Annotated in this window: 17 protein-coding genes; 9 read left to right on the top strand and 8 right to left on the bottom strand. The window is 66.7% G+C overall.

Annotated elements, in window-relative coordinates:
* Nucleotides 1–28 precede the first annotated feature (28 nt).
* The gene (locus Q1A36_RS10905) at nt 29–700 is read right to left on the bottom strand and encodes a GntR family transcriptional regulator (protein ID WP_299843474.1); all 672 of its coding nucleotides are present in this window, start codon (nt 698–700) and stop codon (nt 29–31) included.
* Between the two features lie 115 nt (nt 701–815).
* On the opposite strand from Q1A36_RS10905, the gene Q1A36_RS10900 reads away from it, so the two are divergent.
* The 4 genes from Q1A36_RS10900 to madM all read left to right on the top strand — a co-directional run bounded on the left by Q1A36_RS10900 (nt 816) and on the right by madM (nt 4907).
* Nucleotides 816–2150 carry a malonyl-CoA decarboxylase gene (locus tag Q1A36_RS10900; RefSeq protein ID WP_299843469.1) on the top strand — a complete coding sequence of 445 codons (1335 nt, stop codon included), beginning with the start codon at nt 816–818 and terminating at the stop codon, nt 2148–2150.
* Between the two features lie 20 nt (nt 2151–2170).
* Complete coding sequence (locus tag Q1A36_RS10895) at nt 2171–3679, top strand: malonyl-CoA synthase (RefSeq protein WP_299843466.1); 1509 nt, start codon at nt 2171–2173, stop codon at nt 3677–3679.
* A 64-nt stretch (nt 3680–3743) separates the two neighbouring features.
* Entirely contained in the window at nt 3744–4139 is a 396-nt protein-coding gene (gene madL / locus Q1A36_RS10890) for a malonate transporter subunit MadL (RefSeq protein ID WP_101753684.1), read from the top strand.
* Between the two features lie 3 nt (nt 4140–4142).
* Nucleotides 4143–4907 (top strand): malonate transporter subunit MadM, encoded by a 765-nt coding sequence (gene madM, locus Q1A36_RS10885; RefSeq protein ID WP_299843462.1) that lies wholly within the window; start codon nt 4143–4145, stop codon nt 4905–4907.
* A 55-nt stretch (nt 4908–4962) separates the two neighbouring features.
* On the opposite strand, the gene Q1A36_RS10880 is transcribed toward madM, so the two are convergent.
* Nucleotides 4963–5679 (bottom strand): glutathione S-transferase N-terminal domain-containing protein, encoded by a 717-nt coding sequence (locus tag Q1A36_RS10880; RefSeq protein WP_299843460.1) that lies wholly within the window; start codon nt 5677–5679, stop codon nt 4963–4965.
* A 92-nt stretch (nt 5680–5771) separates the two neighbouring features.
* Here Q1A36_RS10880 and mscL point away from each other — a divergent pair, with 92 nt between their 5' ends.
* Together mscL and Q1A36_RS10870 are read left to right on the top strand one after the other, a co-directional pair.
* Entirely contained in the window at nt 5772–6209 is a 438-nt protein-coding gene (gene mscL, locus Q1A36_RS10875; protein ID WP_101753687.1) for a large conductance mechanosensitive channel protein MscL, read from the top strand.
* Between the two features lie 280 nt (nt 6210–6489).
* Nucleotides 6490–7779 carry an MFS transporter gene (locus tag Q1A36_RS10870; protein WP_299843455.1) on the top strand — a complete coding sequence of 430 codons (1290 nt, stop codon included), beginning with the start codon at nt 6490–6492 and terminating at the stop codon, nt 7777–7779.
* Nucleotides 7780–7823: 44 nt separating this feature from the next.
* Here the strand turns inward: Q1A36_RS10870 and ald are convergent, their stop codons facing one another.
* Nucleotides 7824–8942, bottom strand: a complete 1119-nt coding sequence (gene ald / locus Q1A36_RS10865; RefSeq protein WP_299843452.1) for an alanine dehydrogenase — start codon at nt 8940–8942, stop codon at nt 7824–7826.
* Nucleotides 8943–9080: 138 nt separating this feature from the next.
* Between ald and Q1A36_RS10860 the strand changes: the two genes are divergently transcribed.
* A complete protein-coding gene (locus tag Q1A36_RS10860; protein WP_101753690.1) occupies nt 9081–9542 on the top strand; it encodes an Lrp/AsnC family transcriptional regulator in 462 nt (153 codons plus the stop codon).
* Here the strand turns inward: Q1A36_RS10860 and Q1A36_RS10855 are convergent.
* Complete coding sequence (locus tag Q1A36_RS10855; protein ID WP_299843448.1) at nt 9539–10588, bottom strand: 3-carboxy-cis,cis-muconate cycloisomerase; 1050 nt, start codon at nt 10586–10588, stop codon at nt 9539–9541. The two genes, Q1A36_RS10860 and Q1A36_RS10855, sit on opposite strands and share 4 nt — an antisense overlap.
* A gap of 130 nt (nt 10589–10718) precedes the next feature.
* Between Q1A36_RS10855 and pcaD the strand changes: the two genes are divergently transcribed.
* Complete coding sequence (gene pcaD, locus Q1A36_RS10850) at nt 10719–11507, top strand: 3-oxoadipate enol-lactonase (RefSeq protein ID WP_299843445.1); 789 nt, start codon at nt 10719–10721, stop codon at nt 11505–11507.
* Nucleotides 11508–11522: 15 nt separating this feature from the next.
* Here the strand turns inward: pcaD and Q1A36_RS10845 are convergent, their stop codons facing one another.
* The 4 genes from Q1A36_RS10845 to Q1A36_RS10830 all read right to left on the bottom strand — a co-directional run bounded on the left by Q1A36_RS10845 (nt 11523) and on the right by Q1A36_RS10830 (nt 15311).
* Nucleotides 11523–11849 carry an SH3 domain-containing protein gene (locus tag Q1A36_RS10845; RefSeq protein ID WP_299843442.1) on the bottom strand — a complete coding sequence of 109 codons (327 nt, stop codon included), beginning with the start codon at nt 11847–11849 and terminating at the stop codon, nt 11523–11525.
* Nucleotides 11850–11964: 115 nt separating this feature from the next.
* On the bottom strand, nt 11965–12675 hold the full coding sequence (locus Q1A36_RS10840) for an Isoquinoline 1-oxidoreductase subunit (protein WP_299843439.1): 711 nt from the start codon (nt 12673–12675) through the stop codon (nt 11965–11967).
* Between the two features lie 2 nt (nt 12676–12677).
* The gene (locus Q1A36_RS10835) at nt 12678–14849 is read right to left on the bottom strand and encodes a xanthine dehydrogenase family protein molybdopterin-binding subunit (RefSeq protein WP_299843436.1); all 2172 of its coding nucleotides are present in this window, start codon (nt 14847–14849) and stop codon (nt 12678–12680) included.
* A gap of 3 nt (nt 14850–14852) precedes the next feature.
* A complete protein-coding gene (locus tag Q1A36_RS10830; RefSeq protein WP_299843433.1) occupies nt 14853–15311 on the bottom strand; it encodes a (2Fe-2S)-binding protein in 459 nt (152 codons plus the stop codon).
* Nucleotides 15312–15558: 247 nt separating this feature from the next.
* Between Q1A36_RS10830 and cobA the strand changes: the two genes are divergently transcribed.
* A complete protein-coding gene (gene cobA / locus Q1A36_RS10825; protein ID WP_299843430.1) occupies nt 15559–16317 on the top strand; it encodes a uroporphyrinogen-III C-methyltransferase in 759 nt (252 codons plus the stop codon).
* The last annotated feature ends 104 nt before the right edge of the window (nt 16318–16421 follow it).

Raw genomic sequence — 16421 nt, 5'->3', positions numbered from 1 at the left:
CGGGCCGGCCGGCCTTCGGGCCGGCCGACTACCCCGTCCTGAGCGAGGCGACCAGCTCATGGAAGCGGTCGCCCTGAATGCGGACATGGGCGTTCATCACCTCGGCGGCGCCAGTGGCATCGCCCGCCTCGATCCGCGCGACGATGGTCGCATGTTCCTGCAGCGAGCGCATCATCCGTCCCCTGACGGTCAGCTGACGCCGGCGATAGGGTTGCAACATGGTCTGCAGCCGCTGCGCCTCGGCCTCGAGGAACCGGTTTCCCGACGCCGCATAGATGGCCAGATGGAAGGCCCGGTTCTCGTGGTAATAGGCATCGCTGTCGCCGGTGCGCGCGGCCTCGTCACAGGCGGCCTGTGCCGCATGGATGCGCGCCAGCTCCGGACCCGAGGCGCGGGTGGCGGCCAGCCGCGCGCACATCGCCTCCAACTCCGCCATCACCTCGAACCGCTCGGTCAGCTCGACTACATCCAGCTCGGTGACGAAGGTCCCGCGCTTCGGTTCGACCTTGACCAGCCCTGAGGCTTCCAACGCCTGCAGCGCCTCGCGGATCGGCGTGCGCGAACAGGCGAATTCCACCGCCAAGGCCTCGAGGTCCAGCTTTTCCCCCGGCACGAATCGGCCATCGACGATGGCGTTTTCCAGCACCTGCCGGATCTGCTGCACGGTCGGTTTGGCGGGGCTGGTCACGGCGTCATCCATCAAGCGATTGCAAAGGCACCACAAAATTACGCCATCCCGCTGAAGTGTCCAACAACAATCTTGTTATATACAACACGTATTTAGTTATGTATAACGATGGGGAGGAGGACACGTCATGGCAAGACCGAAACTGGCATTTCTGAACGATCTGGTGCAGGCGATCACCGGCAACGAGCGTCGCGGCAAGCGCGCGCCGATCACCGAGGAAGCCGCCGCCCGCAACGCCCTCTCGCGCCCTGCCTCCGAGCGTCTGACCGCCGCCTGTGACGTGCTGATGGGCCGGATCGGCGATGCCGCCCGCGTCGCCGTGGCCGAGCAGGCGCTGGCCGCCTATGCCCAACTGACCAAGCCCGAGCGTCACGACTTCTTCGTCATGCTGCGCGACCGCTTCAACTCCTCGCCCGAGGCCATCCGCGCCGCCTTCGCCGCCTATGACGCCGATCCTTCGGCCCGGACGCTGGTGCCACTGTTCAATGCCGTCGAGCCGCCGCGCCAGACCCTGCTGCGCCGGCTGAACACCGCGCCGGGGGCCACGCTGAAACTGGTCCATATGCGCGCCGACCTGCTGAAGGCCATCGCGGATGATCCCAAACTGGCGCCGCTCGACAGCGATTTCGGCCATCTCTTTGCCTCGTGGTTCAATCGCGGCTTTCTGACCATCCAGCGCATCGACTGGTCGACACCGGCCAATGTGCTGGAAAAGATCATGGGCTATGAGACGGTGCACCCGATGAAGGGCTGGCAGGATCTGCGCCGCCGTCTCGATCCCGCCGATCGCCGCTTCTATGCCTTCTTCCACCCGGCGACCGGCGACGAGCCGCTGATCTTCGTTGAGGTGGCGCTGATGCACGACACGCCCGCCGAGATCGCGCCGATCCTGAACGCCCCCGCGCTCGATCTGGCCGAGGATGCCGATACCGCCGTCTTTTACTCGATAAACAACACGCTGGCCGGGCTGAAGGGCGTGTCCTTCGGCAATTTCCTGATCAAGCAGGTGGTCGCGGAACTGGCCGCCGAACTGCCCTCGCTGACGACCTATGTTACGCTGTCACCCGCGCCGGGCTTTGCCGGCTGGTTGAGTGGAGTGAAAGAACCGGAAGCGGTGAAGCTGGCCGAGGAACTGGATCAGGGCGCGTGGCTGATGGATGCCGCCGAGGCCGAGCGGCTGAAACCACAGGTCGAGACGCTGGCCGCGCGCTATTTCACCGAAGCCCGGTCGAAATCCGGTGCGCCGCGCGATCCGGTGGCGCGTTTCCATCTGGGCAATGGTGCCGCCGCATGGCGCGTCAACTGGCCCGGCGACCGCTCGGACGGGGCGGTGAAGCGCGCCCATGGGCTGATGATCAACTATCTCTACGAACCCGCCGCGATCGAGGCCCAGCACGAGGCCTTTGTCCGCGACGGCACCATCGCCACCGGCGCGCCACTGGCCGCCATCCTGTCACGCTGACTGCATCCGGGGAGGGGACCATGCAGACCATTCATCAAAGCTTCATCGCCTCGGCCGAGGCCCGACCCGGCAAGGCGCTGTTCGAGCGTCCGGGTCAACCCGACATCACCTATGCCGAGGCCCGCGTGCTGGTCGAGCGTTTCGCCGCCGTGCTGACCGAGATCGGCGTCCGGCCCGGCGACCGGGTGGCGGTGCAGACCGACAAGAGCCCCGAGGCGATCTGCCTCTATCTCGCCACGCTGCAATTGGGCGGGGTCTACCTGCCGCTGAACACCGCCTATACCGGGGCCGAGATCGATTATTTTCTCGGCGATGCCGCGCCGCGCCTTTTTGTCTGCACACCGGCGACGCTGGCCGATCACAAGGCGCGCGAGACGGCGGGCCTGCGCGTCGAAAGCCTCGGCGCCAAGGGCGACGGCTCGCTGATGGCGCTGGCCGAGGCGGCAACGCCGCGCGCCGATCGCGTTGAGCGTGTCATGAGCGATCCGGCCGCGATCCTTTACACCTCGGGCACCACCGGGCGCTCGAAGGGTGCGGTGCTGACCCATGGCAACCTCGCCTCGAACACCGCCGCGCTGCTGAACAGCTGGCGCTATACCGCCGAGGACCGGCTGATCCATGCACTGCCGATCTTTCACACCCATGGCCTGTTCGTGGCGGCGAACATGTCCATCGTCGCCGGCGCGACGATGATCTGGCTGACCAAGTTCGATGGCGAAGAGGCGATCGACCTGATGGCCGATGCGACCGTGCTGATGGGCGTGCCGACCTTCTACACCCGGCTGCTGAAATCCGACCGGCTGAACCGCGACACCACCGCGAAGATGCGGCTTTTCGTATCCGGTTCCGCCCCGCTGCTGGCCGAAGATCACCGCGCCTTCGAGGAGCGCACCGGCCATCCGATCCTCGAACGCTATGGCATGACCGAAACCTGCATGATCACAACGAACCCCTATGACGGCGCCCGCAAGCCCGGCGCGGTCGGCATGGCCCTGCCGGGGATCGAGATCCGCATCACCGACCGCGAGAGCGGCGCGACCCTGCCCGATGGCGAGATCGGTGCGATCGAGGTGCGGGGTCCGAACGTCTTCGAGGGCTATTGGCAGATGCCGGAAAAGACCGCCTCCGAGTTCCGCGACGACGGCTTCTTCATCACCGGCGATCTGGGGCAGATCGGTGACGACGGCTACCTGCGCATCGTCGGGCGCGACAAGGATCTGGTCATCTCGGGCGGCTACAACGTCTATCCGAAGGAAATCGAGGGGCTGATCGACGACATTCCCGGCGTGCTGGAAAGCGCCGTGATCGGCCTGTCGCATCCCGATCTGGGCGAGGGCGTGACCGCCGTGGTCGTGCCGCAGGGCGGGGCGAGCCTCGACGAGACCGGGATCATCGCCGCCATCGGAGACAAGCTGGCGCGCTACAAGCAGCCGAAGAAGGTCCTGTTCGTCAAGGAATTGCCGCGCAACGTCATGGGCAAGGTCCAGAAGGCCGAGCTGCGCAAGACCTATGCCGATCTTTACAAGTGATTGACCGGCGCGCCGCGGGCCAGGAGGGGTCCCGCGCGCGCCGAACCTCAGGGAGGAGGGACGAATGATTATCTATGGAGTCGCCGTTCTGGCTGGCTGCCTTCTGGCGGGTATGGTCGTGGGCGATGCGCTTGGCGCGCTGCTGAACGTGGAATCGAATGTCGGCGGCGTGGGCTTTGCCATGCTGCTTCTGATCGTGCTGACCGACCGGATGCGCCGCAGCGGCCATTTCCCCCAGCACAGCGCCGAGGGCGTGCTGTTCTGGAGCGCCATGTATATCCCCATCGTCGTCGCCATGGCCTCGACCCAGAACGTCGTCTCGGCGGTCAAGGGCGGTCCCGTGGCGCTGCTGGCTGGTGTTGGCGCCACCGTCGTCTGCTGGGCCTTGGTGCCGGTGCTGGCGCGGATCGGCGGGGCCGAAGCGCCGCTGCCCCCGGTCGATGAAGCCGAGGAGGTCTGAACCATGGAACTGATTGCAAATGTGCTGATCAAGAACGGGCTGCTCTTCGCCTTCCTGATCGTCGGTGCGGTGATGTGGCTCAGCTATTACGCCTCGCATCACCTGACCCGTGGCCGGCTGCACGGCTCGGCCGTGGCGATCATCGTCGGGCTGCTGCTGGCCTATATCGGCGGCCATTTTACCGGCGGCAGCAAGGGCCTCTCCGATGTGCCGCTGTTTGCGGGGCTGGGGGTGATGGGCGGGGCGATGCTGCGCGATTTCGCCATCGTTTCGACCGCTTACGGCGTTGATCTGGGCGAGATCCGGCGTTCGGGGCTCGTTGGTGTTCTGTCGCTGGCGCTGGGGATCTTCCTCTCCTTCATCGTCGGTGCGGCTGTTGCGCTGATGTTCGGCTATAGCGATGCGGTCAGCATGACGACGCTTGGCGCGGGGGCTGCGACCTATATCGTCGGCCCGGTCACCGGCTCGGCCCTTGGCGCCTCGAGCGAGGTCATCGCGCTGTCGGTCGCTGCCGGGCTGATCAAATCGGTGCTGGTCATGGTCGGCACGCCCTTCATCGCGCCGCTGATCGGGCTGAACAATCCCAAGGCGGCGATGGCCTATGGCGGGCTGATGGGCACGACCAGCGGTGTCGCGGGTGGCTTGGCCGCGACCGACAAGCGGCTGGTGCCCTATGGCGCGATGACCGCGACCTTCTACACGGGGCTTGGATGCCTGCTCGGGCCTTCGCTGATCTACTTCCTGATCCGCGGGGTGATGGGCGGCTGAGCCCCGACGATCCGAAAAAGAATGCGCGGCGGCCCATGGGACCGCCGCGCGTTTGTCATTTAGTCGTTTCGGGAATGGGTGGCTGGTTCCAGCCGCGCTGGACCGCCGGGCGCGCCTCGAACCGGTCGACCCAGGCGGTGACATTGGTGAAATCGGCCAGCCCCACCTCCTTGTCGGCCTCGTAGAACCGCGTCAGCGTCCGCACCCAAGGTGCCGTGGCGATATCTGCCACCGAATAGTCCCCGGTGATCCAGTCGCGCCCCTGCAACTGCCGGTCGAGCACGCCCAGAAGCCGCCGGGCCTCGTTATAGTAACGTTCGCGCGGGCGCGGGTCCTCGATCTCTTTCCCCTTGTAGCGGTGGAAAAAGCCGACCTGCCCGAACATCGGGCCGATGCCGCCCATCTGGAAGAACAGCCATTGCAGCGTGTGCCAGCGCGCCGCCCCGGATTGCGGCAGGAAGCGGCCGTACTTGTCGCCCAGATAGGTCAGGATCGCGCCCGATTCCCACAACCCGATAGGCGCGCCATCCGGGCCGTTCGGGTCGATCAGGGCAGGGATCTTGTTGTTCGGGTTCAGGCTGAGAAATTCGGGTGTCAGCTGATCGGCCGGGTCGCCGATGCTGACCCGATGCACGTCATACTCGACGCCCAGTTCCTCGAGCATGATCGAGACCTTGACCCCGTTCGGCGTCCCCAGCGAATAGAGCTGGATCACGTCTTCGCGCCGTGGCGGCCAGCGATGGGTGATGGGGAAATCTGCCAATTTCGACATGTTCGCACCTTACTATTTGTTGCGGGGCATGAGTTTGTGGTAAACGCCCCGTTAGCGCGCAACAAAGCGCGGCGTTTTAGCGAGGTAAAGACGTGATCAAAGAATTCAAGGAGTTTATCGCCCGCGGCAATGTCATGGACATGGCGGTCGGTATCATCATCGGTGCGGCCTTTACGGCCATCGTCACCTCTCTGGTGGGGGACCTGATCAACCCGATCATCGGCATCATCACCGGCGGGACCGACTTCAGCAGCAAGTATTTCGTGCTGTCGGGCACCGCGCCCGAAGGCGCTGGCCTGCAGGCTGCGCGCGATGCTGGCGCGAACGTTTTTGCCTATGGTTCCTTCCTGTCCGCCGTGATCAACTTCCTGATCATCGCCTTCGTCGTGTTCCTGCTGGTCAAGGGCGTGAACCGCATCAAGGACGCGACCACCGCCAAGGCGGAAGTCGTGGAAGAAGCCCCCGCCGGCCCGACCCAGGAAGAGCTGCTGGCCCAGATCCGCGATCTGCTGGCCACCCGCGCGGCCTGATCCGACCCGAGCGAGATGCGTTGAGGGCGTGCCAGACCGGCACGCCCTTTTTGCATGGCGCAACAGCTGCGTGCGCTGCTGCGGTGAAGATCGCAACAGGTGTAGGGTTCGGTCAGCAAATGCTGGGTTTGGAGCCGCACTGGGCGCGCACAGCGGGTGCACAGGGTTTGCACAGGCCGTGCACCGGGGAGGCGCTGTTGCGGGGTGGGGCAGCTGTTTCCTCTGGCCGTCCGCATGACCGGTTCTTGCGCAGGGCTGAGCAAAGGCGGATGCTGCCGTCATGTCGACAGAGATCGAGTTCGCTTTCAAAGACTTGACGGAGACGGCGCGACGCCACATCCGGGTGTTTCAGATCCACCAGTTTTTCGACCGTTTTGCCATGGGCCTCACCGTCGCCGTGGTGGCGCTGGCGCTGACGGATCGTGGCATGGACCTGTTCCAGATTTCGCTGCTCTTCGGGGTCTACTCGCTGACGACCATGGCGATGGAACTGCCCTTCGGCGGTTTGGCCGACAATATCGGTCGCAAGCCGGTTTTCCTCGCGGCGGTGATTGCCAGCCTGATTTCGCTGGCACTGTTTCTGTCATCCAGCGACTTCGGGGTGCTGGCGCTTTCCTTCGCCTTCATTGGCTTTGGACGCGCGCTGCGGTCGGGCACGCTTGATGCGTGGTTTGTCGAAACCTTTAAAGCCGCTGCGCCAAATGTGGATGTCCAACCCGCTCTGGCGAAAGCGCAATGGGCCAATGCGATGGGCCTGGCTGTCGGTGCGGTTCTGGGGGGTCTGCTGCCAGATGCGTTCGGCGCGATGACCTTCCAGCATGGGGTCAGCATCTATGATGTGTCCTACGCCGCAAGCTTCGTCGTGATGGTCGGCGTGCTGGTTTACACCCTGCTCGCCATCGCGGACGAGCCACGCCCGCTGAACCCCAAGGCACTCGGACAAGGCTTCGCAAGGGTCCCGTCGGTGATCGCCGAGGCTGGCGTTCTGGCGTTGAGACATCCGACGCTGTCCCTGCTTCTGGTCGCGCTGGCGCTGTTCCTGATGGCGACCAATCCGGTCGAGGTGATCTGGCCGACCTATGCCAAGCCAATGCTGGACGACGGTTACGCCAACACCGCCATCGGTGCGCTGACGGCGGGATATTTCTTCGCCATCGCTTTCGGTGCGTGGCTGTCGCCCCATATCAGCCGGATGTTCAGGCGTCGCAACGCCGTCACGCTTGCGGCTATCTTTGCCTGTCTGGCGCTCGTTCAACTGGCCTTGGCCATGGTGGGCGGCATTGCCGGGTTTGTCGGCGTCTTTGTGCTCTATTCCATCCTTCTCGGAGCAAGCGAGACGCCTGCGAGCAGCATCCTGCATCGCTGCGTGGAGGATCGGCAGAGGTCCACCATGCTGTCGCTTCGATCGCTGATCCAGCAACTCGGGGCAGCGATCGGGCTGGTCATGGCCGGAGCCCTGGCCGAGATCTATTCGACGCCCCTTGCCTGGAGTGTCGGTGCCGTCTTTCTGCTGACGGCCATGATCCTGAGTCTGGTATTAGCCAGACGACTGGCGGCCGGAGCCGAATAGCGTTTGCCCGGAGCGCCGGGCAAACGCTCGTCGCGTGATGCCCCTTACGCCGCCAGCACCTGTTCCGGTGTCACTGCGTCCAGATGCAGCGCCTCGCCCACGGGCAGCGAGGTCAGCCTGCCCTGATGGGTCGAGAGGCCGGCGCGCAGGTGCGGATCGTCCAGCACGGCCTGCCGCCAGCCCTTGTCGGCGAGGGCGAGAAGGAAGGGCATGGTGGCATTGCCAAGCGCGATGGTCGAGGTGCGCGCCACCGCGCCGGGCATGTTCGCCACGCAGTAATGCATAATGCCGTCGACCTCGTAGATCGGGTCCTGATGGGTGGTGGCGTGGCTGGTCTCGAAACAGCCGCCCTGATCGATGGCGACATCGACCAGAACCGCGCCGGGCTTCATGGTTGAGAGCTGCGCGCGCGAGATCAGCTTGGGCGCGGCGGCGCCGGGGATCAGCACCGCGCCGACGACCATATCGGCCAGGGCGATCTGTTCGGCGATATTGGCGCCGCTGGCGAACTGGGTCTTGAAGCTGTCACCGAAGGTATCGTCGAGATAGCGCATGCGGGGCAGCGAGCGGTCCATGACCACCACATCCGCGCCCATGCCCGCCGCGACCCGCGCCGCATGGGTGCCAACGACGCCGCCGCCGATCACCACCACGCGGGCCGGCCCGACGCCCGGCACCCCGCCCATCAGCACGCCGCGCCCGCCATTGGCCTTCTGCAGCGTCCAGGCGCCGACCTGCGGCGCCAGCTTGCCGGCCACCTCGGACATCGGCGCCAGAAGCGGCAGCCCGCCGGCGCGGTCGGTCACGGTTTCATAGGCGATGGCGGTGACGCCCGAATTCAGGAGGTCGCGGGTTTGCTCGGGATCGGGGGCGAGATGCAGATAGGTGAACAGCACCTGCCCCTCGCGCAGCATGGCACGTTCGACCGCCTGCGGCTCTTTCACCTTCACGATCATCTCGGCGGCATCGAAGACGGCCCGCGCATCCGGGGCGATCTCGGCCCCGGCGGCCAGATAGTCGGCATCGGTGAAGCCCGAGCCGATGCCGGCCCCGGTCTGGACCAGCAGCCGGTGGCCATGGGCCACGGCCTCGGCCGCGGCGGCGGGGGTGACGCCGACGCGGAATTCCTGGGGTTTGATCTCTTTCGGGCAGCCGATCAGCATGGGGTCCTCCGCTGGGTGTCGTTTTGAGCGGATTCTCTCATGGAAACAGTGAAATGTGTGACGAAAGGACAGGATCGGCGCAGGCCGGTATGGTGGATTCTGTCTTGAAATTGACACAATTTGGAAGAAACTGCGGCCATGGACGATATTGACGCAATAGACCGCCGCATCCTCGACCTGCTTCAGCGGGACGGGCGAATCAGCAATGCAGACCTTGCCGCCAAGGTGAACCTCTCGGCCAGCGCCTGTCATCGCCGGGTGCGGCGGCTGGAGGAGGAGGGGTTCATCCGCGATTACGTGGCGCTGCTGGACCGCCGCAAGGTCGGGCGGCAGACCATGGTTTTCGTCGAGATCACCCTGTCGGGGCAGGCCGATGAGGTGCTGGAGGCCTTTGAGCGCGCGGTGCGCGAGATCCCCGATGTGCTGGAATGCCACCTGATGTCGGGGGCGGCGGATTACCTGCTGAAGGTGGTCGCCAATGACACCGAGGATTTCGCCCGCATTCACCGCCAGCATCTGGCGAAGCTGCCGGGCGTCCAGCAGATGCATTCCTCTTTCGCGCTGCGCACGGTGTTTCGCACGACGGCGCTGCCGATCTAGGCTGCGCCGATCCGCTGAACCCGGGCGATGAGGTCGGTGCAGAGCGCGAGAGAGCGGGCCGTGGCCTGCAACATGCGCGGCAAAGCCAGCCATTCCAGCACCCAGGCCGCGCCCGAGCGTTCCTGTTCGTGCAGCAATGCCTGATGCATCAGTGAGAGTTGCCCGGCATTGTCGCGGGCCAGCGTCACCAGCGTTTCGGCGCCGACCGGATTCTGCTTGTGCGGCATGGCTGAACTGGTGCCGCCGCCCGAAAGGCCGATCTCGCCCATCTGCGCCATCAGCGCGATGTCCTGTCCGATCTTGCCGGTGGCCCCCGTGACCAGCGACAGCCAGCCGGCATATTCGGCGATCCCGTCCCTTGCGCTGTGCCATGGCGAGGGCGCGCGGTGCAGCCCCAGCCGGTCGGCCAGTGCATTGGCGATGGCATCGCCCTCGGCACGTTTTTCCGGCCCGCCGCGCAGACCGACGGGGCCGCCATATTGCACCAGTTCCAGACGGGGCCGCAGCTGGGCCAGACGCTCAAGGTGCCGGGGCAGGGGCGCGCGCCATGCGGCCAGACGGTCGCCGGCGGTGATCGGCAGTGCCGCCTGCATCCGGGTGCGGCCCATCAGCGGTTCTGTCCCTTGCCGCGCCGAGAGGTCGTCGAGCGCGGCGATCAGGGCGGTGATCTCGGGGCCGAAGCGGTCGTTCAGCCCCCTGAGGACCAGAACCGTCGCGGTGTCGAGAATGTCCTGACTGGTGGCGCCGACATGCAAAGCCGGGCGCAGGGCCGGGGCGGCGGCGGCTTTCAGTTGTCGCACATAGTCGGGCACCGGCAGGCCGTCCTGAACCATGGCGGCGCGAAGGGCCTCCATGTCGGGCTGGAAGCCGTCGATGAAGGCTGCCGCCTGTTGGGCGAGATCGGTCGAAACCACGCCCGCATCGCCTGCGGCCAGCGACAGCGCCGCCTCGACCTGCCCGATCCGGGCCAGCCAGGCCGCGTCGGTGAAGAGCGCCGCGATGGCGGCATCGCCGGTCAGCAGGGTCATCAGGTCGGGTTCGGGCATGGCGGTCTCCCTTCGGTCGTCCTGTTGTGCGGCGCGGGGCAGGCCGGCGCAACCCGGTTTACCCTCGCCCGAGGCTTGGATAACGTGGCTGCCGGGGCGGTGGTGAAAATGAAGTGGGGTTGCCTTACCGATGGTTGATGTTCTGGATCTGGGCCATGTGCGCCTGCATGTCGCCGATGAAGGCCCGCGCGATGCGCCGGCGGTGATCTTTGCCAATTCGCTCGGCACCGATTTCCGGCTCTGGGACGCCATCCTGCCGCATCTGCCGCCGGGGCTGCGGATCGTGCGCGCCGACAAGCGCGGGCACGGGCTGTCGCAGACCACCGGGCCGGTCAGCATCGACGATCTGGCCGATGACGTGGCGGGCATCATCGCGGCGCTGGAGCTGGATCGGCCGGTCTATGTCGGTCTGTCCATCGGCGGGCTGATCGGGCAGTCGCTGGCGCTGCGCCACGGCGATGCCATCGGCGGGTTGGTTCTGTCGAACACCGCCGCCAAGATCGGCGAAAGCGCGATCTGGACCGACCGCATCGCCGCCATCGAGGCCGGGGGCATCGGTGTCATTGCCGAGCCGACCATGGAACGCTGGTTCTCGCCCGCCTTCCGCGCCACGCCCGACTGCGGGGCGTGGCGGCTGATGCTGGAACGGCAGGATCAGGCGGGCTATCTGGCGTGCTGCCGCGCCATCGCCGAGGCCGATTTCCGCGAGAAGCTGGCCGGGGTTCAGGGACCGGTCCTCTGTATCGGAGGCAGTCTCGACGGCTCGACCCCGCCCGAGGCGATGCGCGACCTCACCGACCGCATCAGCGGTGCGCGGCTGGAGATCATCGAGGGGGTGGGCCATCTGCCCTGCGTCGAGGCACCGGCCCTCTATGCCGACCTGCTGGCCGGGCACCTGCGCGATATCGGGCATATCTGAGCGAGAGGGGTGGGGTTATCCGGCCCCGTCCACCAGCCAGCGGCCATGCACCCAACCCTTGCGGCGGGGCTGGCCATAGGTGATGCCGATCCAGTCGCCGCTGCGGGCGCAGGTTCGCACCAGATCGCCGTTGTGCAACTCGTCGATGCGGGTGAAATCGGTGCCCGGCCCGGAACGCACGGCCAGGAAGCCGTCGCCCTTCGGATCAAGCCCGGCGACGATGCTGCCGGCGCAGCCCGCCGCCTGTCCGTCCTCGAAGACCTTGAACTCCACATCCAGTTGCTGCGCCATGGACGCGCTTGCAAGCAGCGATAGAAGCAGCGCGAGACCCTTGATCGACATGCTGTGATCCCCTCCGCCGCCGGCGAGTCGGCCAGACCGAGGATACAGCAGTTGCTGTGATGGTCATACGAAAGTTGAACCGGGGCCGCAGGATGCTGCGCCCCCGGTCATGTCGTCAGACCGGGCAGGCCGCGCCAGTGTCGATCCAGGCGCGGGTCAGCGCACCGAAGATCTCCTGATTGCCCGGCGCGGGGGTGCGGCCCTCGCCCGGCTGCCAGGCCCAGCCCACCAGACCGTCCTCGGCCATATGCTCGTGCAGCGCCTCGAGATCGCGGCCGCCATTCCTTTCGGGGTCCTTGATCTGGGTGCAGATATCGGCCAGCGACTGCCCGGCCCAGCCCATGCTTTCCGGCGCGAGCTGCCAGGGCGAATGGCCCGGGATCGAGCCGCTTTCGACCGAATAGGCGACATTCTCGGACCCATGGCAGGTGGTGCAGGCGAGGCCGTCCGGGCCGAAATCGGCTGAACCGCGCACCATCGGCGGGCTGTGCGGGTGCATGTCATCGCCCTGCGTCGGGCCACCAGTGACGGGATGGCAGTTCAGGCAGCGCGGATGGGTGATGACCTTGCCCATTTCCTCGAAGAGCGCCACCGAGCGGGCGGCGTCATCCGCCCCCTCGATCGCCTCGGGCGATTGCAGGCCGGCGGCTTCGGCGGGTGCGGCTTCGGCCGGAGCGGCTTCGGCAGGTGCTTCTGCCGCCGGTGCCTCAGCCGCAGGGGCCTCAGCCGCCGGGGCTTCGGTCGTTGCAGCCTCCTGCGCCCAAGCCGGCGCAGCCATCATCAGCGCCAGCGCCGAGGCGGCGGCGGTCAGTGTCAGTCGCGTCATGGTTACACCACCCCTCGTTGAACCATCGGAAGTTTGCGTGTCTGGGTTCCGGTCAGCGCCCGCCAGGCATTGGCGACCGCCGGTCCGATCGGCGGCACCCCCGGCTCGCCGATGCCGGTGGGATCGGCGGTGCTGGCGATGATCTCGACCTGCACATCCGGCATCTCGCCGATCCTGAGCATCCGGTAGCTGTCGTAATTGCTTTCCTGCACACGACCGCCGGCGCCGAAGGTGATCTGGCTGAACAGCGCGGCGCTGAGGCCGAAGCCAATGCCACCCTCGACCTGCGCGCGGATGATGTTGGGGTTCACCGCCACGCCGCAATCGACCGCGCACCAGACGCGGGTGACATGGGGCGCGCCGTCCCGATCCTCGACCTCGGCGATCTGGGCGACATAGGTGCCGAAGCTTTTCGCATAGGCCATGCCATAGCCCTTGCCCTCGGTCCCGCTCGGACCTTTCCAGCCGGCCATCTCGGCCACCTTCTCGATCACCGCGCGCGGGCGCGGGTCCTCGGGCTTCAAGAGGTCAAGCCGCCCCTGCACCGGGTCCTTGCCGGCACCCACCAGCACCTCGTCGAGGAACATCTCGACGGCGAAGGCGGTATGGGTCGAGCCGACCGAGCGCCACCAGAGGACCGGCACGCCGGTCTTGGTCTGCTCGAATCCCACCCGGCGCGCGCCGAGGTCATAGGGCAGTTCGACCGAGCCTTCGAAGGCGGTGGCATCGGGTGCGCCCTGCAACATCGGCTCCATCGGCGTCCCGGCCAGCAGCGACTGGCCCGAAACCACGTTTTCCCAAGCGATGATCTTGCCGTCAGCGTCGGTGGCGGCGCGGAAGCGATGGGCGGTCATCGGGCGGTAATAGCCGCCCTTGATGTCATCCTCGCGCGTCCACATCAGCTTGTATGTGCCATCGCCCGCCGCCTTGGCGACCTCGGCCAGTTCGGCGGCCAGATGGGCGTCACCCGTTGCCCGGCGACCGAAAGAGCCACCGGCCAGCATCACGTCCAGCGTCACCTTCGCCGGGTCCAGACCCAGAATGCCGGCAATGGTCGGCTGGTCGAGACCGGGGAACTGGCTGCCATAGGAGGCATGTGCGGTGTCGCCCGAGAGGGTCAGCAGCCCGTCCAGCGCCTCGAGCGGCGCATGGGCGAGGAAGGGGAATTGATACTCTGCCTCGTGCAGGGTCGATCCTTCGGCGGCAAAGGCCGCGGCCAGATCGCCGCCCTCTTCCTCGACCGTCAGCCCCGGCTGCCGCGCCGCCGCCAGCGTCATCGCGGCCAGTTCGGCATCGTCGCGGGTCTCGGCATTGGCCTCGTCCCAGGTGACGGTCAGCGCGTCGCGGCCCTTGAGCGCGGCGAAGGTGTTGTCGGCATAGACGGCGACGCCCTGCGGGATCTGATGCACGGCGCGCACCCCCGGCACGGCCAGCGCGGCGGCGTCATCGACGGAAGCCACCGTGGCGCCAAAGGCCGGCGGATGGGCGACCACCACGACCTGCACCCCCTCGGGATACTGGTCCAGCGTGAACATCGCCTTGCCGTCGGTCTTCTCGTCGGTGTCGAGCTTGTGCAGGTCGGTGCCGATGAGCGTCCATTGTTCAGGGGTCTTAAGCACCGGATCACTGGGCGGGGTCAGGGCGCCCGCCGCCTCGGCCAGCGCGCCTAAGCCCGATTGCTTGCCGGAACCGGCATGGGCGATCACGCCTTTCGAAACGGTGATCTCGGCTGCCGGCACGCCCCATTCGGCGGCGGCGGCCTCGACCAGCATGGCGCGCATGGCGGCGCCGGCCCGGCGCATGATCATGAAGCTGCTGGGCAAAGCGGTCGAGCCGCCGGTGCCCTGCAACCCGCCAAGGACGGCATTGCCATACCAGGCGGCATTGGCCGGGGCCAAGGCGCCGCGCATCTGCGACCAGTCGGCGTCAAGCTCTTCGGCCACCAGCGTCGCAAGCCCGGTCATCGGGCCCTGGCCGAATTCGATATGCTTGATCATCACCGTCACCGTGTCATCACCGGCGATGCGGACAAAGGCATTGGGCGGGATGGCGGCGGCGGCCGGTGCGGCGGCCTCCTGCGCCAGAAGCCGGCGACCGGGGACCGGCAAGGTCAGCGCCAGAACCAGCCCGGTGCCACCGGACAGGAAGGCACGGCGTGAGGTGCGGATGGTCATGGCTCAGCCCTCCAGCGTCTTGGCCGCGTCATGGATGGCGGCGCGGATGCGGTGATAGGTGGCGCAGCGGCAGATATTGCCGGCCATCGCCTGATCGATCTGTTCGTCGGTCGGTGCCGGCACCATTTGCAGCAGACCGGTGGCCTGCATGATCTGGCCCGACTGGCACCAACCGCATTGCGGCACGTCGATGGCGCGCCAGGCGGTCTGGATGGCATCAAACTCGGCCCCCGCCATGCCCTCGATGGTGGTCACTTCCGAGCCTTCGATCGATCCGATCGGCGTCACGCAGGCCCGGCGCGGCGCGCCGTCCAGCATGACTGTGCAGGCACCGCATTGCGCCACGCCGCAGCCGAATTTCGTTCCGGTCAGCCGCAGCTCATCGCGCAGCGCCCAGAGCAGGGGCGTCTCGGGGTCAAGCTCCAGCGTGACCTCTTGCCCGTTTATGGTGAGTTTCGTCATCTTCTCTGGCCCCCCAATGGCTGGATAGATTCCTTCAGGATAGACCTGTGGTTGCATTGACTGCAAGCGGTGGTGATGCCGGCAGAGGCCCGCCCCGTGGCCCGAGGGGTTTCCGCCTGCGCCTGCCCGATCCCTGTGCAGAACGGCGATGCGGGCGGACTTGCGGGTGGTTTCGCAATATCAGAGGCTTGCGATCACCGCGCCGGGGCTGCTACCGGGCAGGGCAGGCAGTTCAGGGAGAGACCGCATGGCCGGGCCGGATGCAAAAGGCGACGCAAAGGGATTTGTCTCGCTGGTCTCCTCGGGGCCGGGTGATCCCGAACTCCTGACCCTGCGCGCCGCCGCGCGGCTGCGCGAGGCCGAGGTGGTGCTTTATGACGATCTGTCCTCGGGCCCGATTCTCGAGCTTGCCAATGCCGAGGCCGAACTGGTCCCGGTCGGCAAGCGCGCCGGGCGGCCGTCGGCCAAGCAGGAACATGTGAATGCGCTCTTGGTCGAATATGCGCTGGCCGGGCAGCGGGTGGTGCGGCTGAAATCCGGCGATGCCGGAATCTTCGGGCGTCTGGAAGAGGAAATCATCGCGCTGAACGAAGCCGGGATCGCCTTCGAGATCGTGCCGGGCGTGCCCTCGGCCGTGGCGGCGGCGGCGGCGGCGCAGATTCCGCTGACCCGGCGGCTGACCGCGCGGCGGCTGCAATTCCTGACCGGCGCCGATGTGACCGGGGCGCTGCCCAGGGACATCAACTGGGCCGCCATTGCCGATCCGGCCACCACCACGGTTGTCTTCATGGGCCAGCGCAGCTTTCCCGATCTGGCGCGCGGGTTGCAGGAACATGGCCTCTCGGGCGAGACGCCGGCGCTGTTCGCCGAAGCCGTCAGCCATCCGCATCAGCGGCTGATCCGCACCACCATCGCCGGGCTGGCCGAGATGCTGGCCGATGCGCCGGTGACGCAGCCGGCGCTGATCCTCTATGGGCCACTGGCCCAAGGGCCGGATCAGGGCTGAGCGCGGAAAACGCGGCAAATTCAACCGATCCTCTTCCGTTTGGACGGGGATCAGGCACCTTGGTAGAGCCTCGCAGGGGCAGTTTGTGAGTGACCGTTTTCCCG

Source organism: uncultured Paracoccus sp. (assembly GCF_947487305.1).
GTDB lineage: Bacteria > Pseudomonadota > Alphaproteobacteria > Rhodobacterales > Rhodobacteraceae > Paracoccus.
The sequence above is the reverse complement of the archived record's forward strand: the minus strand, read 5'-3'. Positions and strand labels throughout refer to the sequence as shown.